The organism is Pseudomonas sp. TE3910, from assembly GCF_056279025.1.
This window is the reverse complement of record NZ_JBWBQN010000001.1, coordinates 2322181-2345304: the sequence shown is the minus strand read 5'-3', so window position 1 is coordinate 2345304 and position 23124 is coordinate 2322181. Positions and strand designations below refer to the sequence as shown.

Annotated in this window: 20 protein-coding genes; 13 read left to right on the top strand and 7 right to left on the bottom strand. The window is 59.5% G+C overall.

Annotation, left to right across the window (positions count from 1 at the left end):
• The gene (locus tag ACZ9H3_RS10580; protein WP_476220680.1) at positions 1 to 540 is read left to right on the top strand and encodes a Rha family transcriptional regulator; all 540 of its coding nucleotides are present in this window, start codon (positions 1 to 3) and stop codon (positions 538 to 540) included.
• A 329-nt stretch (positions 541 to 869) separates the two neighbouring features.
• On the opposite strand, the gene nadB is transcribed toward ACZ9H3_RS10580, so the two are convergent.
• The gene (gene nadB, locus ACZ9H3_RS10575) at positions 870 to 2474 is read right to left on the bottom strand and encodes an L-aspartate oxidase (protein ID WP_476220678.1); all 1605 of its coding nucleotides are present in this window, start codon (positions 2472 to 2474) and stop codon (positions 870 to 872) included.
• Between the two features lie 483 nt (positions 2475 to 2957).
• Here nadB and rpoE point away from each other — a divergent pair, with 483 nt between their 5' ends.
• The 10 genes from rpoE (at position 2958) to pdxJ (ending at position 13050) form a co-directional block, all read left to right on the top strand.
• Positions 2958 to 3539, top strand: a complete 582-nt coding sequence (gene rpoE / locus ACZ9H3_RS10570; RefSeq protein WP_099775635.1) for an RNA polymerase sigma factor RpoE/AlgU — start codon at positions 2958 to 2960, stop codon at positions 3537 to 3539.
• Positions 3540 to 3570: 31 nt separating this feature from the next.
• Entirely contained in the window at positions 3571 to 4158 is a 588-nt protein-coding gene (locus tag ACZ9H3_RS10565) for an RseA family anti-sigma factor (protein ID WP_065759359.1), read from the top strand.
• A 12-nt stretch (positions 4159 to 4170) separates the two neighbouring features.
• The gene (locus tag ACZ9H3_RS10560) at positions 4171 to 5136 is read left to right on the top strand and encodes a MucB/RseB C-terminal domain-containing protein (RefSeq protein ID WP_330523174.1); all 966 of its coding nucleotides are present in this window, start codon (positions 4171 to 4173) and stop codon (positions 5134 to 5136) included.
• Between the two features lie 300 nt (positions 5137 to 5436).
• Complete coding sequence (locus ACZ9H3_RS10555; protein WP_371917217.1) at positions 5437 to 6816, top strand: DegQ family serine endoprotease; 1380 nt, start codon at positions 5437 to 5439, stop codon at positions 6814 to 6816.
• A gap of 222 nt (positions 6817 to 7038) precedes the next feature.
• Positions 7039 to 8838, top strand: a complete 1800-nt coding sequence (gene lepA / locus ACZ9H3_RS10550) for a translation elongation factor 4 (RefSeq protein WP_065759356.1) — start codon at positions 7039 to 7041, stop codon at positions 8836 to 8838.
• A 5-nt stretch (positions 8839 to 8843) separates the two neighbouring features.
• Entirely contained in the window at positions 8844 to 9698 is an 855-nt protein-coding gene (gene lepB, locus ACZ9H3_RS10545) for a signal peptidase I (RefSeq protein WP_330523173.1), read from the top strand.
• A gap of 239 nt (positions 9699 to 9937) precedes the next feature.
• Positions 9938 to 10627: a ribonuclease III gene (rnc, locus tag ACZ9H3_RS10540; RefSeq protein ID WP_065759354.1), complete on the top strand. Its 690-nt coding sequence runs from the start codon at positions 9938 to 9940 to the stop codon at positions 10625 to 10627.
• Positions 10620 to 11522: a GTPase Era gene (era, locus tag ACZ9H3_RS10535; RefSeq protein ID WP_065759353.1), complete on the top strand. Its 903-nt coding sequence runs from the start codon at positions 10620 to 10622 to the stop codon at positions 11520 to 11522. The genes rnc and era overlap by 8 nt, the downstream gene beginning before the upstream one ends.
• Positions 11523 to 11578: 56 nt before the next feature.
• Complete coding sequence (gene recO / locus ACZ9H3_RS10530; protein ID WP_065759352.1) at positions 11579 to 12262, top strand: DNA repair protein RecO; 684 nt, start codon at positions 11579 to 11581, stop codon at positions 12260 to 12262.
• Positions 12263 to 12306: 44 nt separating this feature from the next.
• Positions 12307 to 13050, top strand: a complete 744-nt coding sequence (gene pdxJ / locus ACZ9H3_RS10525; RefSeq protein ID WP_476220673.1) for a pyridoxine 5'-phosphate synthase — start codon at positions 12307 to 12309, stop codon at positions 13048 to 13050.
• A 65-nt stretch (positions 13051 to 13115) separates the two neighbouring features.
• On the opposite strand, the gene cmoB is transcribed toward pdxJ, so the two are convergent.
• The 6 genes from cmoB to ACZ9H3_RS10495 all read right to left on the bottom strand — a co-directional run bounded on the left by cmoB (position 13116) and on the right by ACZ9H3_RS10495 (position 21848).
• Positions 13116 to 14072: a tRNA 5-methoxyuridine(34)/uridine 5-oxyacetic acid(34) synthase CmoB gene (cmoB, locus tag ACZ9H3_RS10520; RefSeq protein ID WP_102052658.1), complete on the bottom strand. Its 957-nt coding sequence runs from the start codon at positions 14070 to 14072 to the stop codon at positions 13116 to 13118.
• Positions 14069 to 14812: a carboxy-S-adenosyl-L-methionine synthase CmoA gene (gene cmoA / locus ACZ9H3_RS10515; protein WP_065759349.1), complete on the bottom strand. Its 744-nt coding sequence runs from the start codon at positions 14810 to 14812 to the stop codon at positions 14069 to 14071. Before cmoA ends, cmoB begins: the two co-directional genes overlap by 4 nt.
• Positions 14813 to 14895: 83 nt before the next feature.
• The gene (locus ACZ9H3_RS10510; protein WP_102052659.1) at positions 14896 to 15288 is read right to left on the bottom strand and encodes a protease inhibitor I42 family protein; all 393 of its coding nucleotides are present in this window, start codon (positions 15286 to 15288) and stop codon (positions 14896 to 14898) included.
• A gap of 151 nt (positions 15289 to 15439) precedes the next feature.
• Positions 15440 to 17860 carry an endopeptidase La gene (lon, locus tag ACZ9H3_RS10505; RefSeq protein WP_065759347.1) on the bottom strand — a complete coding sequence of 807 codons (2421 nt, stop codon included), beginning with the start codon at positions 17858 to 17860 and terminating at the stop codon, positions 15440 to 15442.
• A gap of 162 nt (positions 17861 to 18022) precedes the next feature.
• A complete protein-coding gene (locus ACZ9H3_RS10500; RefSeq protein WP_454240066.1) occupies positions 18023 to 20431 on the bottom strand; it encodes a glucose/quinate/shikimate family membrane-bound PQQ-dependent dehydrogenase in 2409 nt (802 codons plus the stop codon).
• A gap of 67 nt (positions 20432 to 20498) precedes the next feature.
• Positions 20499 to 21848: a carbohydrate porin gene (locus ACZ9H3_RS10495; protein WP_476220668.1), complete on the bottom strand. Its 1350-nt coding sequence runs from the start codon at positions 21846 to 21848 to the stop codon at positions 20499 to 20501.
• Between the two features lie 390 nt (positions 21849 to 22238).
• Between ACZ9H3_RS10495 and ACZ9H3_RS10490 the strand changes: the two genes are divergently transcribed.
• A complete protein-coding gene (locus ACZ9H3_RS10490; RefSeq protein WP_065759344.1) occupies positions 22239 to 22460 on the top strand; it encodes a VF530 family protein in 222 nt (73 codons plus the stop codon).
• Between the two features lie 3 nt (positions 22461 to 22463).
• Positions 22464 to 23123 (top strand): Pr6Pr family membrane protein, encoded by a 660-nt coding sequence (locus ACZ9H3_RS10485; RefSeq protein ID WP_099775628.1) that lies wholly within the window; start codon positions 22464 to 22466, stop codon positions 23121 to 23123.
• Position 23124: the final 1 nt, after the last annotated feature.

The following is a 23124-nucleotide window of genomic DNA, read 5'->3' as shown; positions in this document are numbered from 1 at the left end:
ATGACCACCAAAGCACTGAAGGCTGTAGACGACCAGATCGAGACCCTGAAGGCCATGGGCCAAGGTGCCTTGTCCGTTGTTGGTGAAGGCCGTCCGGGCATGACCACGGTGACCATCGCAGAGATCACCGGGCGTCAACATAACGATGTCTTGAAGAAGGCCCGTAAGTTCCTTGAGGACATTGAGGCTACTGTGGAAGGACAGGGAAAATTTTCCCAGTCGTCCGAACCCGTAGACGCTCAGGAATCCACCTACCTCAACGCTCAGCGTAAAGAGCAGCCCATGTTGGTCCTGAGTCGAGACGTGGCCCAAGCCTTCCTTGGCACCTATAACGCTAAGCTGGCCTTTGCGACCACCGTACACCTCAACTATCTACTGGATCAGATCGACCCTTCCCGATCTCAGGCACCCGTAGTGGCGACCATAGCGGCCACCCTTGGGGCTGCCTCTGAGATCCGTGAGCGTGAGCGCTGCCCCCATGGGGACATGAAGAAGTTTGCCCGAAGGCACCAGCGTTTAGCCGCTGAGTATAGCCGCTAAGGCATGTTAACCATCACCTCAAGGCCAGTGAGGCTGGCAACAGGAGAACCCAATGGACACGCTACACGCTGCCTATCTGGTCTGTGTGGCTGTCCATCTGGCCTGCTGGCTGTGGTCGCATAGATCCCGATGAAGAAATACAGAAAATTTGGGAATGACCACCTCATCGCTTCTACTCACTCAGGTTCCCCCGTGTGGCCCCTCGCAGGCGCCATAGGGACCCCTCACGGGCAGGCGATAAGGACCCCTCAACGATGGGACAAAGGTGAGCCAAAGCTGTTACAAAACGCCCCAGACGATGCTACGCTGAGTGCTCCTAACGTGCCTCATCAGGTCGGGCTGAGGATCGTATCCTTGGCTTCTGGCAGCATCGCTGGATAGTCCAGTGTGTAGTGGAGCCCCCGAGATTCCTTGCGTTGCATGGCTGACCTAATCATCAGCTCTGCTACCTGAGCAAGGTTCCTCAGTTCAATCAGGTCTCTGCTTACTCGGTAGTTGCTGTAGAACTCGTCGATTTCGTCGAGCAGCAGGCGTACCCGGTGTTCGGCACGCTGCAAGCGCTTGTTGGTGCGCACGATGCCGACATAGTCCCACATGAATCGCCGCAGTTCGTCCCAGTTGTGCGCAATGATCACGTCTTCGTCCGAGTCGGTGACCTGGCTGGCATCCCAGCATGGCAATGTTGCGGGCATGCTTACCTGGTCCAGCTTGCTGATGATGTCGGCAGCAGCGGAGCGCCCATACACGAAGCACTCAAGCAGCGAGTTACTGGCCATGCGGTTGGCACCGTGCAGGCCGGTGAAGCTGGTCTCGCCAATGGCATAGAGGCCGGGCACATCAGTATGGCCCTGTTCGTCGACCACTACGCCGCCGCAGGTGTAATGAGCGGCCGGCACTACCGGGATTGCCTGGGTGGTGATGTCGATGCCAAAGGTCAGGCAGCGTTCGTAAACGGTCGGGAAGTGGCTTTTGACGAACTCGGCGGGCTTGTGGCTGATGTCCAGGTAGACACAGTCTGCCCCGAGGCGCTTCATCTCGTGGTCGATGGCGCGGGCGACGATGTCCCGTGGCGCCAGTTCGGCGCGCGGATCGAAGCGTGGCATGAAACGCTCGCCGTTCGGCAGTTTGAGCAGTGCGCCTTCGCCGCGCAGTGCTTCGGTAATCAGGAAGCTCTTGGCCTGCGGGTGATACAGGCAGGTCGGGTGAAACTGGTTGAACTCCAGGTTGGCGACCCGGCAGCCTGCCCGCCAGGCCATGGCGATACCGTCGCCGCAGGCCCCGTCGGGGTTGCTGGTGTAGAGGTAGACCTTGGCGGCCCCTCCGGTAGCCAGTACGGTGAAGCGTGCGCCGTAGGTGTCGACTTCGCCTGTCGAGCGGTTCAGAACGTAGGCACCCAGGCAGCGCTCACCCTCCTGGCCCAGGCGCCGCTCGGTGATCAGGTCGACCGCAACCCGCTGCTCAAGCAGTTCGATGTTGGGGCGCTGTCGAGCCTGGGCGAGCAGGGTGGTAAAGATCGCCGCGCCAGTGGCGTCGGCAGCATGAATGATGCGTCGATGACTGTGGCCACCCTCACGGGTCAAATGGAACTCAAAGCTGCCGTCGTCGACGCTTGCATGTTCATCGCGCGTAAACGGTACGCCCTGGTCGATCAACCACTGGATGGCTTCGCGGCTGTGTTCGACCGTGAAGCGCACGGCATCTTCATGACACAGCCCGCCGCCTGCGTTGAGCGTGTCCTCGACATGAGACTGCACGGTATCGGTGTCGTCGAGTACGGCTGCTACGCCGCCTTGAGCCCAGAACGTTGAACCGTTGGCGAGCTCGCCTTTACTGAGAACGGCTATGCGCAAGTGCTCTGGCAAGGTGAGGGCCAGGCTCAGGCCGGCAGCGCCGCTGCCAATCACTAGGACGTCATGTTGAAACTGTTGGCTCATGTCTGGAACTTCCGCGCGGGGCGACCAAGAGGGCGTAGGTGCCCCCTAGTATATAAAGGGGGGGATCGGCACAATAGTCAGGCTTTTATGGCATTGTGAAACTATCGTGAATCGAAATGGGTAGTCTTTATAACAGCCCAATACCCGGTATTTCCATGCTATCTGCCGATTTTGCGTATGAGGTATCCCTGTCGGCAGCGGGAACTTTCCTTGAATTTCGGATATCCATAGAAGGCTGCCTGCATCACAGGACGCCGCGTCGATGGCAGGCAGGGCTTGTGTTAGCCGCTCTGCCCATGCCTTCGATGACCAGACTATCGACGCAGCCGGCGACGACCGTGCTGCGTTTTTTCGTGCGGGCTGACGACAGGCTGCAGGAAACTTGCTTGGAGGGGGAGAACTTTTGCGGAAAGCCCGAGTCTATGTTTGCAAGCCTGAGCGATGGCTGTTGCAGCACTCCTCCAGGTTCACCGAGGAGTATTCATGCTAACCCAGGAAGAGGATCAGCAACTTGTCGAGCGCGTGCAGCGCGGCGACAGGCGAGCCTTCGATCTGTTGGTGCTGAAGTATCAGCACAAGATTCTCGGGTTGATCGTGCGTTTTGTGCACGACACCCATGAAGCCCAGGATGTGGCCCAGGAAGCGTTCATCAAGGCCTACCGGGCTCTGGGCAATTTTCGTGGTGACAGTGCGTTTTACACCTGGCTTTACCGCATTGCCATCAATACGGCAAAGAATTACCTGGTGTCGCGCGGTCGGCGGCCACCAGACAGCGATGTAAGTTCCGAGGATGCGGAATTTTACGACGGCGATCATGGCCTCAAGGATCTCGAGTCCCCAGAACGCTCGTTGTTGCGTGATGAGATCGAAGACACTGTTCATCGAACCATTCAGCAACTGCCAGAAGATTTGCGTACAGCGTTAACTTTGCGCGAATTCGAAGGTCTGAGTTACGAGGACATTGCAAGCGTCATGCAGTGTCCGGTGGGTACCGTGCGCTCCCGAATCTTCCGCGCTCGGGAGGCCATAGATAAAGCCCTGCAGCCCTTGTTGCAGGAAACCTGAGACAGCGGCGACAGCCAAGAGAGGAACCGCCATGAGTCGTGAAGCTTTGCAGGAATCGCTGTCCGCGGTAATGGATAACGAAGCGGACGAATTGGAATTGCGTCGGGTATTGAATGCCGTCGACGATTCTGAAGCCCGTGCAACCTGGTCGCGTTATCAGATTGCGCGTGCAGCCATGCACAAAGAGCTGTTGGTGCCGCAGCTGGACATCGCTGCTGCCGTGTCGGCAGCGCTGGCCGATGAAGCGACTCCGGTGAAGGCTGCCCCTCGGTCATGGCGTAGCCTGGGGCGTCTGGCGGTTGCTGCCTCGGTAACGGTTGCGGTATTGGCAGGCGTTCGGCTGTACAACCAAAATGAGATCACTGGCGCTCAGCTGGCAGCCCAGCAGCCTCAGCAAGGTCTTTCTGTGCCACAAGTGCAGGGCCCTGCTGTTTTGGCAGGCTATAGTGAAAGTGCCGACCAGCCAGGGCCGATGGCCAATGGTGTGCTGCAGGGGCAAGCAGGCTGGCAGGATCAACGTTTGCCAGGATACTTGCGTCAGCATGCTCAGGAAGCAGCCCTGAAAGGCACTGAAAGCGCTTTGCCTTATGCCCGTGCGGCCAGCCTGGAAAATCGCTAAGTAAGGAGGATCATGCGCACGCTACCTCTCATACCGCTTTTGCTCGGTGTATGGTTGACGGGCCCGGTCTTCGCCGCCAATTCCTCCACTGAAGCTACTGACTGGCTCAGTCGTCTGGCGAAAGCCGAGCAGCAGCAAAGCTATCAAGGTACTTTCGTTTACGAGCGTAACGGCAGTTTCTCCACTCACGAAGTCTGGCATCGCGTTCAGGATGGCAAGATCAGCGAGCGTTTGGTGCAGCTCGATGGGGCGGCTCAGGAGGTCGTGCGTGTTGACGGTATTACCCGCTGCGTGAGCGGAGCCTTGTTGGCGGAGGTGAGCAGTGTACCGGCCGTTCCCGGTCGTGTACTTGATCCGCTGAAACTGATGAACTGGTATGACCTGGGCATTGCCGGCCGTTCGCGTGTCGCCGGTCGCGACGTCACTATCGTTACCCTCAGCCCGCGTGACCAACATCGTTATGCGTTTGAACTTCATCTGGATCGCGAAACCGGCTTGCCGCTCAAGTCATTGATGATCAATGACAAGGGGCAGTTACTGGAGCGTTTCCAGTTCACGCGCCTGGACACGACCAATGTTCCGAGCGACGCTCAGTTGCAGCCTGGCGATAACTGCAAGGCGGTTGCCCAGGCTTCTGAAGAGGCTGCACAGCGCGTGACGGGCTGGCGTTCAGACTGGTTGCCGCCAGGGTTTGAGCTGGTCAACAGCTCGATACGCCAAAGCCAGGACGGAAAAAGAACTGTCAGTAGCCTCATGTATGACGACGGGTTGGCGCGCTTCTCTGTGTTTGTCGAGCCTTCTGGCGAGGGTGGCGCTGTCGATACGCGTACCCAGCTTGGGCCGACCGTTGCGGTTTCGCGACGCTTGACGACGCCCAAAGGGGATATGGCGGTGACCGTTGTGGGTGAAATTCCTATCGGCACGGCTGAGCGTGTTGCACTGTCGATGCGTGCGCAAGATGCTCAGGCCAAGCAGTGATTGTCGTTTTAGAGGTGCACGGATGACTGGTACACCGACCAGGGACTGACATGATTGGTAAGCTTTGCGGTTTGCAAAATCTGATGGAATTTTCTATAGGTCAGGCCTTTCGGGGTCTGGCCTTTTCTGCTGTTGCAGCATCAAGAATGCCTATGCATCCAGCCTGTTTGTCGCCTTCACGGGTGCCGCCGGGCTTCTTGCGTTCGCAGGTCCCTACTGCTTAACCACGCTTGTTGTGACGGGAGCCGTATGTCAATACCACGCTTGAAATCGTATCTAACGTTGTTCGCCGCCGTGCTGATGCTCGGTCAGGTGGTCACCGCACAGGCCGAAGCCTTGCCGGACTTCACTACGCTGGTCGAGCAAGCTTCGCCGGCAGTGGTGAACATCAGTACCCGGCAAAAAATGCCGGATCGTCAGCTTGCCGGTGGGCAGATGCCAGACCTGGAAGGCTTGCCGCCGATGTTCCGTGAATTTTTTGAGCGCAACATGCCTCCAGCGCCCCGCTCGCCGCGTGGCGATCGCCAGCGCGAGGCGCAGTCGCTGGGCTCGGGGTTTATCATCTCCAGTGATGGCTACGTGCTGACCAACAATCACGTAGTGGCCGATGCCGATGAGATCATGGTCCGTCTGTCGGATCGCAGTGAGTTCCAGGCCAAAGTGGTGGGCACTGACCCGCGCACCGATGTTGCGCTCTTGAAAATCGATGGCAAGAACCTGCCAACCGTCAAACTGGGCGATTCGGAGAAACTCAAGGTCGGTGAATGGGTGCTGGCTATCGGCTCGCCGTTCGGCTTCGATCATTCGGTGACCAAAGGTATTGTCAGTGCCAAGGGCCGTACACTGCCTAACGACACCTATGTGCCATTCATTCAGACGGACGTGGCCATCAACCCGGGTAACTCTGGTGGCCCGCTGTTCAACATGAATGGTGAGGTGGTCGGGATCAACTCGCAGATCTTCACCCGTTCCGGTGGCTTCATGGGCCTGTCCTTCGCTATCCCGATCGATGTGGCGCTGGATGTCTCCAACCAACTGAAGAAAGACGGCAAAGTCAGCCGTGGCTGGCTGGGTGTGGTCATTCAGGAGGTCAACAAGGACCTCGCAGAGTCGTTTGGCCTGGATAAACCAGCCGGTGCGCTGGTGGCCCAGGTGCTTGAGGATGGCCCGGCGGCCAAGGGTGGCCTGCAGGTGGGAGACGTTATCCTGAGTATGAATGGTCAGCCGATCATCATGTCCGCTGATCTGCCTCATTTGGTGGGTGGCCTGAAAGAAGGTGCCAAAGCCAGTCTGGAAGTGGTCCGGGAAGGTAAGCGCCGTACGCTGGATGTCACCATCGGCGCACTGCCGGATGACGATCAGGAAATCGTAGCCAGTGCCAACGGTGGCATCGAGCGAAGCAGCAACCGCCTGGGCGTTTCCGTGGCGGACTTGAATGCCGAGCAGAAGAAGGCGCTTGAGCTGAAGGGCGGTGTGGTCATCAAGGAAGTTCAGGACGGCCCTGCTGCAATGATTGGCCTGCGTCCAGGTGATGTGATTACTCATCTGAACAACCAGGCGATCATTTCGGCCAAGAGCTTCACTGAAATTGCCAAGGACCTGCCGAAGAACCGTTCGGTGTCGATGCGTGTGCTGCGTCAGGGCCGCGCCAGTTTCATCACCTTCAAGCTGGCTGAATAAGCCGGGTTGATTGAAGAGGGCGGCCACGGCCGCCCTTTTTTGTGTCTTCTGATGAGCGCAGAGCGCTCTGTAAGCGCCTGCTGTGGGGGAATCGTACAGTTGGCAGGGGATGTTCCTACGGCGCGAAATCGTTGTTCACGTGACGCCCACGCTGAGCATCAGGTACAATTCCCGGCTATTTTTCGGCGGGCCTCGTTCCGCAGCCTTTTTGAGTGTTGACCCGTGAGTGATTTGAGTCATATCCGCAATTTCTCCATCATCGCCCACATTGACCATGGCAAGTCGACGCTGGCCGACCGCTTCATTCAAATGTGCGGCGGCCTGTCCGCGCGTGAGATGGAAGCCCAGGTACTCGATTCCATGGACCTGGAGCGCGAGCGCGGGATCACCATCAAGGCTCACAGCGTCACCTTGCACTACAAGGCAAAGGACGGTGTCACCTACCAGTTGAACTTCATTGATACCCCGGGTCACGTTGACTTCACCTATGAAGTCAGCCGCTCGCTGGCCGCCTGTGAAGGTGCCTTGCTGGTGGTCGATGCTGGCCAGGGCGTCGAGGCTCAGTCGGTTGCCAACTGCTACACCGCCATCGAGCAAGGCCTTGAGGTCATGCCGGTCCTGAACAAGATGGACCTGCCCCAGGCCGACCCGGAGCGGGTCAAGGAAGAAATCGAGAAGATCATCGGTATCGACGCTACCGATGCCGTTGCCTGCAGTGCCAAGAGCGGCTTGGGTGTGGAAGAGGTGCTTGAGCGCCTGGTACACACCATTCCTGCACCGACCGGTGATATCGAAGCGCCGCTGCAAGCCCTGATCATCGACTCCTGGTTCGACAACTACCTGGGCGTTGTGTCCCTGGTGCGTGTACGCCACGGTCGCGTGAAGAAAGGCGACAAGATTCTGGTCAAGTCCACCGGCAAGGTCCACCTGGTGGACAGCGTCGGTGTATTTACCCCGAAACATACCCAGACCGTCGACCTCAAGGCCGGTGAAGTGGGCTTCATCATTGCCAGCATCAAGGACATTCATGGTGCGCCAGTGGGCGACACCCTGACTCTGAGCTCAACCCCTGAGGTTGAGGTGCTGCCAGGTTTCAAACGGGTTCAGCCACAGGTTTATGCCGGTCTTTTCCCGGTCAGCTCCGATGATTTCGAAGATTTTCGTGATGCATTGCAGAAGCTGACCCTGAACGACTCGTCGTTGCAGTACTCGCCGGAAAGCTCCGACGCACTGGGCTTTGGCTTCCGTTGCGGCTTCCTCGGCATGCTGCACATGGAGATCATCCAGGAGCGCCTGGAGCGCGAATACGACCTGGACCTGATCACCACCGCGCCAAGCGTAATCTTCGAGGTCAAACTCAAGACGGGCGAAACGATCTACGTCGATAACCCATCGAAGCTGCCGGATATCTCTGCAGTCGAGGATTTCCGTGAGCCGATCGTGCAGGCGACTATCCTCGTGCCTCAAGAGCACCTGGGTAACGTCATCACCCTGTGCATCGAGAAGCGCGGCGTACAGCGCGACATGCAGTTCCTCGGTTCGCAAGTACAAGTGCGCTACGATCTGCCGATGAACGAAGTGGTTCTGGACTTCTTCGACCGCTTGAAGTCCACCAGCCGTGGTTACGCGTCGCTGGACTACCATTTCGACCGTTATCAGTCGGCGAATCTGGTAAAACTCGACGTGCTGATCAACGGCGACAAGGTCGATGCCCTGGCCCTGATCGTGCATCGTGACAATGCGCACTATAAAGGTCGCGCATTGACCGAGAAGATGAAGGAACTGATTCCTCGGCAGATGTTCGATGTGGCCATCCAGGCCGCCATTGGCGGGCAGATCGTCGCGCGAACCACTGTCAAGGCGCTCAGAAAGAACGTACTGGCTAAATGTTACGGTGGCGACGTGAGCCGTAAGCGCAAGCTGTTGGAAAAACAGAAGGCCGGTAAGAAACGCATGAAGCAGGTCGGCAACGTGGAAATTCCACAAGAAGCCTTCCTGGCCGTGCTCAGGTTGGATAGCTAGGTCCTATGTCGCTAAATTTCCCGCTGTTGTTAGTCATCGCCGTTGCCGTTTGCGGTCTGCTGGCCTTGCTTGATCTGCTGTTTCTGGCGCCACGCCGGCGGGCAGCGATCAGCAACTATCAGGGCAGCGTCAGCCAGCCCGATATGTCGGTACTTGAGCAGCTCAACAAGGAACCGCTGCTGGTTGAATACGGCAAGTCGTTCTTTCCGGTGCTGTTCATCGTGCTGGTGCTGCGCTCGTTCCTGGTAGAGCCGTTCCAGATCCCTTCGGGGTCGATGAAGCCGACCCTTGAAGTGGGCGATTTCATCCTGGTGAACAAGTTCTCCTATGGCATTCGTTTGCCGGTGATCGACAAGAAGGTCATTGAGGTTGGTGACCCTCAGCGGGGTGATGTAATGGTGTTCCGCTACCCCAGCGATCCGAACGTGAACTACATCAAGCGGGTGGTTGGCCTGCCAGGTGACCAGATCCGTTACACCAGCGACAAGAAGTTGTTCGTCAACGGTCAGCCGATTGCCGAGCAACTGGTGGGTACCGAGCCAGGCACCCTGGGCAGCGCCGAGCTGTACAAGGAAAAACTGGGCGAGGTGGAGCACCTGATCCGCAAGGAAATGGGCCGCTACCGGATGCCGCCGGACCAACAGTGGGTAGTCCCGGCCGGGCACTATTTCATGATGGGCGACAACCGCGACAACTCCAACGACAGCCGATACTGGGATGACCCCAACATTCCAAAAGAGCTGCACGGCATGGTTCCGGACAAGAACATCGTCGGTAAGGCCTTCGCTGTCTGGATGAGTTGGCCAGAGCCGAAATTGAGTCACCTGCCGAGCCTTTCGCGGGTTGGGCTGATCAAGTAACACCTAAACGGCGCTGTCTTGGGACAGCGCCGAATGCTTTTCTGGCATAGGCTGTGTTCAGGGTGTCTGTGGATGTCCCCGAATCACTGGGTCGGAAGGGCATGAAGCCAAATAGTCTTTCAGGATCCGGATTTGAACAACGCGTTAAACCTGACGGCCACGAGCCAATCCGATAAGTGTGGGCGCCGGGCTGAGTCCCAGGCGCAAAAAATCGGCCATAAACCGAGCGTGGGTACACTGTGAGCGTTTCCTTGAGCCGCCTCGAGCGCAAGCTCGGCTACACCTTCAAGAACCAGGAGCTGATGCTGCTGGCCCTCACGCATCGCAGTTACGCCGGGCGTAACAACGAGCGCCTGGAGTTTCTGGGCGATGCGATTCTCAACTTTGTTGCCGGTGAGGCGCTGTTCGAGCGTTTTCCGCAAGCCCGTGAGGGTCAGTTGTCACGCCTGCGTGCGCGGCTGGTCAAGGGCGAGACCCTGGCCGTACTGGCGCGTGGGTTCGACCTCGGCGAGTACCTGCGTCTGGGCTCTGGCGAATTGAAAAGCGGTGGTTTCCGTCGCGAGTCGATTCTGGCCGACGCCCTTGAAGCGCTTATCGGTGCGATCTACCTCGACTCGGACATGCACACCGCGCGTGATCGCGTGCTGGACTGGCTGACCGGTGAGTTCGAGAGCCTGACGCTGGTCGATACCAACAAGGACCCGAAAACCCGTTTGCAGGAATTCCTGCAGTCACGGGCCTGCGAACTGCCCCGCTATGAAGTGGTGGATATCCAGGGTGAACCGCATTGCCGGACGTTTTTCGTCGAATGCGAAGTGGCCCTGTTGACTGAAAAAAGCCGAGGGCAGGGTGTTAGCCGGCGTATTGCCGAGCAGGTCGCCGCGGCGGCAGCCCTGATCGCCCTGGGCGTGGAGAATGGCAATGACTGATACGAATACTACCCGTTGCGGCTATGTCGCCATCGTCGGCCGCCCCAACGTGGGCAAATCGACGTTGCTTAACCACATCCTCGGGCAGAAGCTGGCGATTACCTCGCGCAAGCCGCAGACCACACGTCACAACATGCTCGGGATCAAGACCGAGGGCGATATCCAGGCGATCTACGTCGATACCCCCGGTATGCACAAGAGCAACGAGAAGGCGCTCAACCGCTACATGAACAAGACCGCTTCGGCGGCCTTGAAAGACGTCGACGTGGTCATCTTCGTGGTCGATCGCACCCGCTGGACCGATGAAGACCAACTGGTGCTGGAGCGCGTGCAGTACGTGCAAGGCCCGGTGATCCTGGCCATCAACAAGACCGACCGTATCGAAGAGAAGGCCGAGTTGATCCCGCACCTGCAATGGTTGCAGGAGCAACTGCCGAATGCCGAGATCGTGCCGATTTCCGCGCAGCAGGGGCATAACCTCGATGCACTGGAAGCACTGATCGCCAAGCACCTGCCGGAAAACGAACACTTTTTCCCGGAAGACCAGATCACCGACCGCAGCAGCCGTTTCCTGGCCGCTGAACTGGTGCGCGAGAAGATCATGCGTCAACTCGGTGCCGAGCTGCCGTACCAGATCACCGTGGAGATCGAAGAGTTCAAGCAGCAGGGCAAGATCCTGCATATCCATGCCTTGATCCTGGTCGAGCGTGATGGTCAGAAGAAGATCATCATTGGCGACAAGGGCGAGCGGATCAAACGCATTGGTTCCGAGGCACGCAAGGACATGGAGTTGCTGTTCGACGCCAAGATCATGCTCAACCTCTGGGTCAAGGTCAAAGGTGGCTGGTCTGATGATGAGCGTGCCCTGCGCTCCTTGGGTTACGGCGACCTGTAAGCCTCCAGGCCCGATACCGTCCGGTGTCGGGCCGACTCCTTTCTGAAGTTCAACTCATGGAACTACCCGTCGGCCAACCGGCTTACGTCTTGCACAGTCGGGCCTACCGCGAAACCAGTGCACTGGTGGACTTCCTCACGCCTCAGGGCCGGCTGCGCGCGGTGTTACGTCGTGCACGCGGTAAGGCCGGAACGCTGGCGCGTCCCTTCGTTGCGCTGGAAGTCGAGTTCCGTGGCCGCGGTGAACTGAAAAACGTCGGGCGCATGGAAAGCAATGGCGTCGGTATCTGGCTGAACGGTGATGCACTGTTCAGTGGCCTCTACCTCAACGAGTTGATGACCCGACTGTTGCCCCTCGAGGACCCGCACCCCCGGTTGTTTGAACATTACACCGCAACCTTGCAGGCATTGGCCGCCGGGCGCGCGCTGGAGCCGTTGCTGCGCTCGTTCGAGTGGCGCCTGCTGGATGAGCTGGGGTATGCCTTCGAGTTGGATCGGGATCTTGCGGGGGAACCGCTGGCCGCCGATGGCCTGTATCGGTTGCAGGTGGATGCAGGCCTGGAGCGGGTTTACCTGCTTCAGCCGGGTGTGTTCAATGGCGTTGAGCTGACAGCCATGGCCGAAGCCGACTGGAGTGTGCCCGGTGCCTTGAGCGCGGCCAAGCGTTTGATGCGTCAGGCGCTGGCTGTTCATTTGGGCGGAAGGCCATTGGTCAGTCGCGAACTGTTTCGCAAGCCGTAAGCTCGTCGTATGCTGTGAGGCTCAATTTTCAGGAGAGTTTCTTCGTGACCCACAGCAACCGCATTCTTCTCGGCGTGAACATCGACCACGTGGCGACCCTGCGCCAGGCCCGTGGCACGCGTTACCCGGACCCGGTCAAGGCCGCGCTGGATGCCGAGGAAGCCGGTGCCGATGGCATCACCGTCCACCTGCGTGAAGACCGCCGGCATATTCAGGAGCGCGACGTGCTGCTGCTCAAGGATGTGCTGCAAACGCGGATGAACTTCGAGATGGGCGTCACCGAGGAAATGATGGCGTTTGCCGAGCGTATTCGCCCGGCACATATCTGCCTGGTACCGGAAACCCGTCAGGAACTGACTACCGAGGGCGGCCTGGATGTGGCCGGCCAGGAAGCGCGGATCAAGGCGGCAGTCGAGCGCCTGTCGCGCCTCGGCTCGGAAGTGTCCTTGTTCATCGATGCTGACGAGCGCCAGATCGAAGCCTCTCGCCGTGTTGGGGCTCCGGCTATCGAGCTGCATACCGGTCGTTACGCCGATGCCGAAACGCCTGCTGACGTGGCTGAAGAGCTCAAGCGCCTCGCCGACGGCGTAGCCTTTGGCGTCGCTCAGGGCCTGATCGTAAACGCCGGGCACGGCTTGCACTATCACAACGTGGAAGCGGTCGCGGCAATCAAGGGCATTAACGAGCTGAACATCGGGCATGCGCTGGTTGCTCATGCCCTGTTCGTCGGCTTCAAGTCGGCAGTGGCCGAGATGAAGTCTCTGATTCTGGCGGCCAGCCGCGGCTGAGCACTAGGTCACTCATGTACGCCGCCTGACGAGGTGATACCTGGTCGGCGGCGCAGCATTGAGCGTTACTTGCGCGCGACCAGCACCGCACGGCGTGGTGCTGGCAAACCTTCGATGGTGCGGCTGTGATCGTTGGGGTCGAGGAAGTCGCTGAGCGACTGATAACGCATCCACTCGGTGCTGCGTTGTTCCTCGATGCTGGTGACGCTGACATCGACGCAGCGCACCTCGCTGAAACCGGCGCGACGCAGCCAGCGCTCCAGCGCTGGTACCGAGGGCAGGAACCAGACGTTGCGCATTTGTGCGTAGCGGTCTTCAGGTACCAATACCTGCTGTTCATCGCCTTCGATGACCAAGGTTTCCAGCACCAACTCGCCACCCTTGACCAGGCAGTCCTTGAGCGCCAGCAGGTGCTCGATTGGCGAGCGCCGATGGTAGAAGACGCCCATGGAGAATACGGTGTCGAAGCCTTCGAGGTTCGCTGGCAGGTCTTCCAGGGCGAACGGCAAGTGCCAGGCCGGCAGTTCTGGCAGGTAACGTTGCACGGCCTGGAACTGGCAGAAGAACAGCCAGTTGGGGTCTACGCCAATGACGCTGTCGGCACCGGCACCGAGCATGCGCCACTGGTAGTAGCCATTGCCGCAGCCGACGTCCAGTACACGCTTGCCGCGCAAGTCCAGGTGCGGCGCGACCCGCTCCCATTTCCAGTCCGAACGCCATTCAGTGTCGACGTGAACACCGAACAGGTCGAAAGGCCCCTTGCGCCAGGGCGACAAGCCCATCAGTGCCGTGCGCATCTGTTCACGCGTGGCAGGCTCGCAGTCGCAGTCCAGGCGCAGGCCGTTGAGCAGGTCGACGTGCTCGGGTGTGAGCGCGGGCAGGGCATCGAGCGCCGCTTGCCAACGCTCCAGGTCGCCATGGCCTTTTTCCAGCTTGGCATCGAGTTGTGCCTGCAGGCCCTGGGACCATTCAGCCAGAGGGGTGCCCGCCAGGCGGCGAACAAGAGGGGAAAGATCAATCATGGCAGGGCAATCAGTGAGGCGAAATTAAGGCACTGGAACCACGGCACGACCTTGGAAAAACCCGCTGCGAGTAGACGCTCACGGTGTTCTTCCAGGCTGTCGGGTTTCATCACGTTCTCGATGGCACTGCGTTTCTGGGCAATTTCCAGTTCGCTGTAGCCATTGGCGCGCTTGAACGCGACATGCAGGTCGGTGAGCAGGGCGTGTTCTTGTGGGTCGTTGAAGCGCAGTTTTTCCGAGAGGATCAGGGCGCCGCCGGGCAGCAGGGCCTGGCGAATACGCGACAGCAGTGCCAGGCGCTGCTCTGGGGCAATGAACTGCAGGGTGAAGTTCATCGCCACCACCGAGGCGGGCTGGAACTCAAGGGCGAGGATGTCGCCTTCGATCACTTCGACCGGCAGCAGCTCCTGGAACATTGAGTCTTGGGCCGTGAGGTACTGGCGGCAACGCTCGACCATGGCTGCGGAGTTGTCCACAGCGATAACGCGGCAGCCGTCCTGGCGTACATGCCGGCGCAGTGCCTGGGTGACAGCACCTAACGAGCTGCCCAGGTCGTACAGGGCGGTGTGCGGCTGAGCAAACTGCGCAGCCAGTACGCCGAGGTTCTCGACAATGGTCGGGTAGCCGGGTACTGAACGCTTGATCATGTCCGGGAACACTCGGACCACGTCTTCGTTGAAGGCGAAGTCGGGCACCTGGCCAAGCGGCTGGGCGAATAGGCGGTCGGGTTCTTTGCTCACGGGCAGTCCAGGCGTTCAGCGGTAAAGGGTCGGCATTTTAGCCAAACTGGCAGCGGGATGCATGGCCGGCTGACAAGTGCGGCTTACTTCACCGTAATTGCACAATCAAAGGTCTGTGCCGGGGGGATTTCCGGTGCCCAGGGTTGTTGATAGACCAGTATCAAGTGACCCTCGCCAGCGGCCTTCGCCTGGAAGCGCCATACCGATTGCCCGGCGCTACCGACCAGCCCTGTACCTTCGGGGTTGCTGTAGACCTCCGGGCCAAGGCTGCGCAGGATACTGGCGGCAGGGTTTTGCAATAACCAGCGGTAGCCCGTGGTGGGGTTGCTGGGCAGCGTCAGGGTGAGGGTTTGATCATTTCGCAACTGGACGGGGCAGTCCGCCGTTTTTTCCAGATTGATATTCTGCCGTGGTTGTTGGGCGCAGGCGCTGAGCAGGGCGAGGCTCACGGGAACGAGCAGGCGGGCAAGGGTCATGATGGCTCCGAATGAACAACGAAGACGCAGCATAACCGAAGCGCCCGCACATGTAGGCGTCGGCCTCACCCGCGATGCAGGCAGTGCGTGCGATGCGCCATGGCATCACGCGCATCGCCCGCAAGGCTGGCTCTCACAGACGCCGCAGTAGTCAGAACAACACGTTGGCAACGTCGCTGAAACGCTTGGCAAAGTGCACGTTCAAGCCTTGTTTGAGGTAGTCCGGCAGCTCTTCAAAATCGCCGCGGTTGGCCTCAGGCAGGATCAGCTCGAAGATTTTCTGTCGGCGTGCCGCAATAACCTTCTCGCGTACGCCGCCAATCGGCAGTACATGCCCGGTCAGTGTCAGCTCGCCAGTCATGGCCACACCTTTCTTCGGCGCCTGGTCGCGGGCCAGCGATAGCAAGGCACTGGCCATGGTCACGCCGGCACTCGGGCCGTCCTTGGGCGTTGCGCCTTCCGGCACATGCAGGTGGATAAAGGCCTCGTTGAAGAAGCTCGGGTCGCCACCGAACTGCTTCAGGTGCGAGCTGACATAGCTGTAGGCGATCTCGGCAGATTCCTTCATGACATCGCCCAACTGACCGGTCAGTTTGAAGCCGCGGTTCAGGGTGTGGATCAGGGTCGCCTCGATTGGCAAGGTCGCGCCGCCCATGCTGGTCCAGGCCAGGCCGGTGATGACGCCTTTTCCTGCCAGCACCTGTTCACTGCGAAACACCGGCATGCCCAGGGAGGCTTCAAGGTCCTTCGTGCCAATCTTGATGGTTGTGTCGGGGTGCTCCAGTAACTGCACCACGGCTTTGCGCACCAGCTTGCCCAACTGCTTCTCAAGCTGACGTACGCCAGCTTCGCGCGCATAGCCTTCGATGACCGCGCGCAGGGCGCTGTCGGTGATACTCAGGCTGGTTTTGGCCACCCCGGCTTTCTGCAGTTGCTTGGGCCACAAATGGCGTTTGGCGATAGCCAGTTTCTCTTCGGTGATGTAGCCGGAAAGGCGGATCACTTCCATGCGGTCGAGCAATGGCCCGGGAATCGAGTCGAGGGTGTTGGCGGTGCAGACGAACAACACTTTGGACAAGTCCAGGCGCAGGTCCAGGTAATGGTCGAGGAAGTCGACGTTCTGTTCCGGGTCGAGGGTCTCCAGCAGCGCCGAGGCGGGGTCGCCCTGGTAGCTCTGGCCCATCTTGTCGATCTCGTCGAGCATGATGACCGGGTTCATTACGCCGACGTCCTTCAAGGCCTGCACCAGTTTGCCCGGTTGGGCGCCGATGTAGGTGCGCCGGTGCCCCTTGATCTCGGCTTCGTCGCGCATGCCGCCAACACTGAAGCGGTAGAACGGCCGTCCCAGGGATTCGGCAATGGATTTGCCGATGCTGGTCTTGCCGACGCCTGGCGGGCCTACGAGCAGGACAATCGAGCCGCTTATTTCGCCCTTGTAGGCACCCACCGCAAGAAACTCAAGGATTCGCTCCTTGATGTCGTCGAGGCCGGCATGGTGAAGGTCCAGCACCTTGCGCGCATGCTTGAGGTCAAGCTTGTCTTTGCCGTAAACGCCCCAGGGCAGGGCGGTTGCCCAGTCCAGGTAGTTGCGGGTGACGGCATACTCCGGTGAGCCGGTCTCAAGAATCGACAGCTTGCCCAGCTCTTCATCGATACGTTTCTGCGTGGCGCTTGGCAGAGTTTTGCCTTCCAGGCGCTGCTTGAACTGTTCCAGATCGGCACTGCGGTCGTCCTTGGTCAGCCCCAGTTCCTGTTGGATGACCTTGAGTTGTTCCTTGAGGAAAAACTCACGCTGATGCTCACCGATCTGCCGGTTCACTTCGGCAGAAATCTCGTTCTGCAGGCGTGCGACCTCGACCTCCTTGCGCAACATCGGCAGGACCTTCTCCATGCGCTTGAGCATGGGCACACAGTCGAGCACTTCCTGCAGTTGGCTACCGGTGGCCGAGGTCAGTGCGGCGGCGAAGTCGGTGAGGGGGGACGGGTCGTTGGGGCTGAACCGGTTTAAGTAGTTTTTCAGTTCTTCGCTGTACAGCGGGTTGAGCGGCAGCAGCTCCTTGATCGCGTTGATCAGCGCCATGCCGTAGGCCTTCACCTCGTCGGTGGGCTCGCTGGGCTGATGCGGATAATCAACCTCGACCAGATAGGGCGGTCGATGGTGCTTGAGCCAGCCGCGGATACGCACACGGCTCAGGCCTTGGGCAACGAATTGCAGTTTGCCGTTTTCGCGGCTGGCGTGGTGGACCTTGACCAGGGTGCCGTAGGTTGGCAGCGTCGATGTATCAAAGTGCCGAGGGTCGTCAGGCGGAGTGTCCATGAAGAACAGCGCCAAGGCATGGTGTGGTGTCTTGGCCACCAGATCGAGGGTTTCTGCCCAGGGTTCTTCATTGACGATGACCGGCAACACTTGCGCCGGGAAGAACGGCCGGTTGTGAATCGGAATGATATAGACCTTGTCCGGCAGTTGCTGGCCGGGCAATGCCAGGTGGGTACGGCCACTGTGGCTGGCTTCGATATGTTCGACTTCGGCCTGTTCCTTTGGCGTTTCCGGGAGATCCTGCTGGTCGCTCATGGGGCACCTGCGTAAATGACTATGGTGCTTAGATGGGGCGGGTGAAAGGCTGTTTCAATGGCAAAGGTTGTGCCCACGCCATGCAAAAAAAACGGCCACCTAAAGGGTAGCCGTTCAATCACATGAAAGCGCCCGGTTTGCACGGGGCACTCTCAGTTGGCATCAGTCAGCCAATTTGTAAGCAATTACGTAGTCACCCATTTTGGTGCCCAGCGAGCCATGTCCGCCAGCCGTCACCAGCACGTACTGTTTGCCATCCTTGCCGGTGTAGGTCATCGGGGTTGCCTGGCCACCTGCCGGCAGGCGCGACTTCCACAACTCTTTGCCGGTGTTTACGTCGTAGGCGCGCAGGTACTGGTCGAGTGTGCCGCTGAGGAAGCCCAGGCCGGAGGCCGTCACAATTGAACCGCCCATGCTCGGTACACCGATCGGCAGGCCAATCGGCAGCGGTGAGCTGTCGCGGCTGGTACCGTTCTTGTGTTTCCACACCACTTTGCCTTTGTTCAGGTCAATACCGGCGACGTAACCCCAGGCGGGGGCCTGGCACGGTATGCCGAGCGGCGACATGAACGGATGCATGGTCACGGCATAGGGCGCACCGCTGTTGGGTTGTACACCGCTGGTTTCGCTTTCACGCTTGCTGCCTGCGGCAACATCGGCGCGCGGCACCAGCTTGGAGACGAAGGCCATGTAGTTCGGGCTGGTGAACAGCAGTTGGCGAACCGGATCAACCGAGACGCTGCCCCAGTTGAATACGCCGACGTTGCCTGGGTAAACCAGGCTGCCTTGCAGCGATGGCGGGGTGTACTGGCCTTCGTAGCGCAGTTCGCGGAACTGGATACGGCAGAGCATCTGGTCAAACGGGCTGGCGCCCCACATGGCTTGTTCGGTCAGGTCCGGGCCTAGCAGGTTGAGGTCCGAGCGTGCCTGGGTCGGCGAAGTGTGATCGCCTTCGACTGCACCCTGAGGTACCGGGACTTCCTGGATCGGAATGATCGGCGTGCCGTCACGACGATCGAGGACATACAGGCTGCCCTGTTTGGTCGGTGCGATCAGGGCCGGTTTCACGCCATCGGCGGTGGCCATGTCGAGTAGGGTCGGCTGGCTGCCGACGTCCATGTCCCACAGGTCATGGTGGGTGAACTGATAATTCCAGCGCACCTTGCCGGTGGTCAGGTCCAGCGCCACGATGCCGGCGCTGAATTTCTCTGCGCCTGGGGTACGGTCGGCGCCCCATTGGTCTGGGGTCTGGTTGCCCAGTGGCAGGTAGACCATGTTGAGCTTTTCATCGACGCTGGCCAACGACCACATGTTGGGTGAGTTGCGGGTGTAGAACTTGCCCGCTGCCAGCGGTGCTGTGGCCTCAGGGTTGCCGGCGTCCCAGTTCCAGACCAGGTGCCCATCGTGTACGTCGTAAGCGCGGATGACACCGGACGGTTCGTTGGTCGACTCGTTGTCGGTGACGTGGCCGCCAATGATCACCAGTTGGCGGGTAATGGCCGCAGGCGAGGTCGAGTAGTAGCCGCCAGCGGTGAATGGGCCGATACCGGTGGTCAGGTCGATGACACCCTGCTTGCCGAAGCCTTCACAGATTTTGCCGTTATCAGCGTTCAGTGCGATCAGGCGTGCATCAGCGGTGGGCAGGTAGAGGCGACGAGGGCAAGCGCGGACCACCGCCATGCCGGCTTCGGAGATTTTTGGGGCCGGGCTGCCGTCCATGTTGACGTAGTTGTTCTCGTCGTAATACGACACCCCCCGGCAGGTCATGTGGGCGAAGCCCTTGAAGCCGACCGGGCTTTTGATCTGCGGATCGAAACGCCAGATTTCCGCGCCGGTGTCCGGGTCCAATGCCAGTACTTTGCTGTGCGCGGTGCAGGCATAGAGCATGCCGTTGGCCTTCAGCGGGGTGTTCTGGTTGGTCAGTTCCACCGGATCGTTGTCAGTTGGCAGATCGCCTGTACGGATGCGCCAGGCTTCTTGCAACTTGTGAATGTTGTAGGGCGTGATCTGGCGTAGGGGCGAGTAACGGTCACCATACTCAGTGCGGCCATAGGCCTGCCATTCACCGTCCGGCATTTGCGGCGCGGTGCTGGCCATGTCACTGCTGTCGCGGCCCAGCTTGCCATTGATTTCACCGGGGTGAGTGAACTGGCTGGCGATGGCTGTAGCACCCGACAACACGACGGCCAGGCTCAGCAGGCCGGTGTTCACTTTGCTCGGTTGGCCGCGCAGTGGGCGGCGTGCCCATGGCAGCAGCAGGACAACGCCAAGGGCGAACCACAGGGCCAGACGGGGCACCAGTTGCCACCAGTCCAGGCCCACTTCCCACAGTGCCCAGAGGGTGCTGCCCAGAAGAACCAGACCGTACAGGCCGAGGGCATTGCGGCGTAACGCCAGCAACAGGATGCCAGACAGGGCAAAACCGATACCGGCAATCAGGTAATACAGCGAGCCGCCAAGCTGGCTTAGCTTTATGCCACCGGCCAGCAGTGCCAGGCCCATCAGCAACAGCAGAATGCCGAGCAGTCTCGGCAGCCAGCGGGTTCTACTCAAGGCACCGTCAGTGCTCATCGTGTGTTCTCCGTACAGTTGAAACAGTTCGAGCCGCAGCTCGGATAAAATTCGGGGTGATTCATGTTTAGAAGCTGCTCTGGATTTTCAGGCCGCCGATCAGTGCATCGTCGACCTGCCCGACACCGCCTGGGTGGCGGATGTACTGCAGGTTCGGGCGCACGGTGAGCCAGTTGGCCAAGTGAATGCCGTAGTACAGTTCGGCGCTGTACTCGGTGTCCTGGACCGGCAGGAAGGCGGGGTTGTCGTAGTCATCCAGGCCCTGGGCCGCGTTGCTGGCCTGGGCGTTCTTGCGGTAGGCGGGGTTGGCATGCACGCGTGCCAGGGCGAAACCGATATCGTCCTTGGCACGGGCATCAAACGGGCCCTTGTACACCACACCTGCCTGAACATAGTTGTCGATGGCATTGGTCTTCTTGTCATGCAGCGTGGCGTTGGCGAAAACGCTCAGGCCGCGGGAGTGGTCGCTGGCCAGCGACGTCACCTGTTGCTGCGCACCCAGCCAGAAGCCATGCTTGCTCGAACTGCTGCGATAGGCCTGGCCGCTGAGTGCTGCCGGTTGATCGTTGCTGTCTTTATAAACATCGGTTGCCTTGGCACTACTGTAGTAGTAACCGGCGCGATATTCCCCTTTCAGGCCGCTGAAAGTGGGGGTCCAGACCAGTTCTATCGGCACTACTGCACCTTGGGTGCCGCTGCCGCTGAGCTTGAAACCATTGCCACTTTCAAGGTTGGAGGGGTTCTGCTCGTAAGCGCCGACCTGAGCATAGAGCTCAGGGCTGAGACGGTACTTGACCCGCATCGCCCACTGGCTGACGGGCCAGTTGTACCAGATGCCGCCCACCCAGTTGCCGACCTGTGAGCCACAGAAGGCCAGGTTCTGGAAGTCGCAGGGGAAGCTGTTGAAGTCTTCGCCTTCACCGAAACGGCCGATCTTCACATCCAGTGCGCCATCGAAATACTGCTGCTTGATCCATAGCTGGGTCAGTCGCCAGGTTTCGCCGCGACCCCAGACCTCCTGCGCAGAGGTGAAACCACCTACGCGAGGATCATTGATGCGGTCGTTGCTGATGTTGTCACCGTGGCGTTCGGTGACGGTCAGTTGAAACTCGGTGGCATGCCAGCCGAGGATCTTCTGCAGATCCAGGTGCGTACCCAGCGTGAACTGGTCGCTGTAGCGTGCGGTCTTGTCGTGATCGTAGCCGCCGTGCAGGTTACTGCCCATCTCGCCGACGTAACCCAGGGTGAAGTCGTAGCCGCGCTCGGCCAGTTCTGCGCGGGTGCCGCCCCAGTCGCCAAGCATCCAGGGGGAGTCACTGTCCAGCATCGCGGCGCAGGTGTGCGGGGCAATTGCGGCAAGTGTCAAACCTGTCAGCAGTAAGGAGGAAGAACGACGGGAGGGTGAAAACTGAGGCATGAGATAGCGCTATCTTTTGATTGTTGGAAAAACGGCAACGCCTCCGAATGTGCTCTATCACCGGAGACAAAACTGCTAATTAGGGAGAGTGAAGCGTTTCAGCGTGCGGCGGGCAGGATATAGATGAATGTGTAAGAAAAAAAGTCCAATCAACGTGAGGCACTGTTGCCGCTTCTGTAACAGTCCTTCAGCAGGGGGCAAAGGTGGTGTTCAGGCCGACGTCGATGCTGCACCTTGCTGGCTGAGCCTGTTGCGACGCGCGTCGGAACGCTCGGGCACACTAGACTGTTGGAAACAGGTCGAGATCCGAGTGCATCGCGTTGCTGAAAAAGCAGACGTGGAGCCAAGGCTCGGCTAAGGTGCGCACCTTTCGTTGGCTGGAGCACAGGCATGACTGCCGGTAATCAAAATCCTCTGCATGGCGTGACCCTGGAACAGATCCTCAATGCCCTTGTTGCGCGTTACCAATGGGAAGGGCTGGCGCAGCGTATTGATTTGCGCTGTTTCAAGAGCGATCCGAGTATCAAATCGAGCCTGACATTCCTGCGACGTACGCCGTGGGCGCGGGAAAGGGTCGAGCAGTTGTACGTCAAGATGCAACGGGGTCGCTAACTGATGCGTCTGGAGCAGCGGGTGCCTTGGGTAGGGCTGCTGGCCTGCCTGGGGTGGGCTGCACTGGCCATTCAGATGTACCTGGTGTTGTGGGCGCGTTGGCAGGCGCAGGCCAGCCTGATAGGCGGGCTGGTGAATGTCTTCAGCTACTTCACCGTACTCAGTAACACCCTGGTTGCTGTAGTACTCAGTCAGGCGGCGTTTGGCCGAGAAGGCCCGGCGCGGCAGTTTTTTCTGCGGCCCTCGGTGAGTTCTGCGGTTGCAGTCAGCATTTCGCTGGTGGGGGTGGCATACAGCCTGTTGTTACGCCACTTGTGGCAGCCGCAAGGCTGGCAATGGCTGGTCGATGAGCTGCTGCATGATGTCATGCCGCTGTTGTACCTGGGGTATTGGTGGTGCTGTGTACCCAAGGGCAGTTTGCGGGCCATACAGATTTTGCCGTGGTTGCTTTACCCGCTGGGTTACTTTGGTTATGTGCTGCTGCGTGGGCACGAAATTGGCGTCTATCCCTACCCGTTCATTGATGTTGCCACACTGGGGTATGCGCAGGTGATGCTCAATGCGCTGGCTATCCTGGTGGGCTTTGTTGCGCTAGGGCTGCTATTGATCAGCCTCGATCAATGGCAGGGCAGGCGTCTGGCAGCCGCCAGAGCGCAGCCCTGAT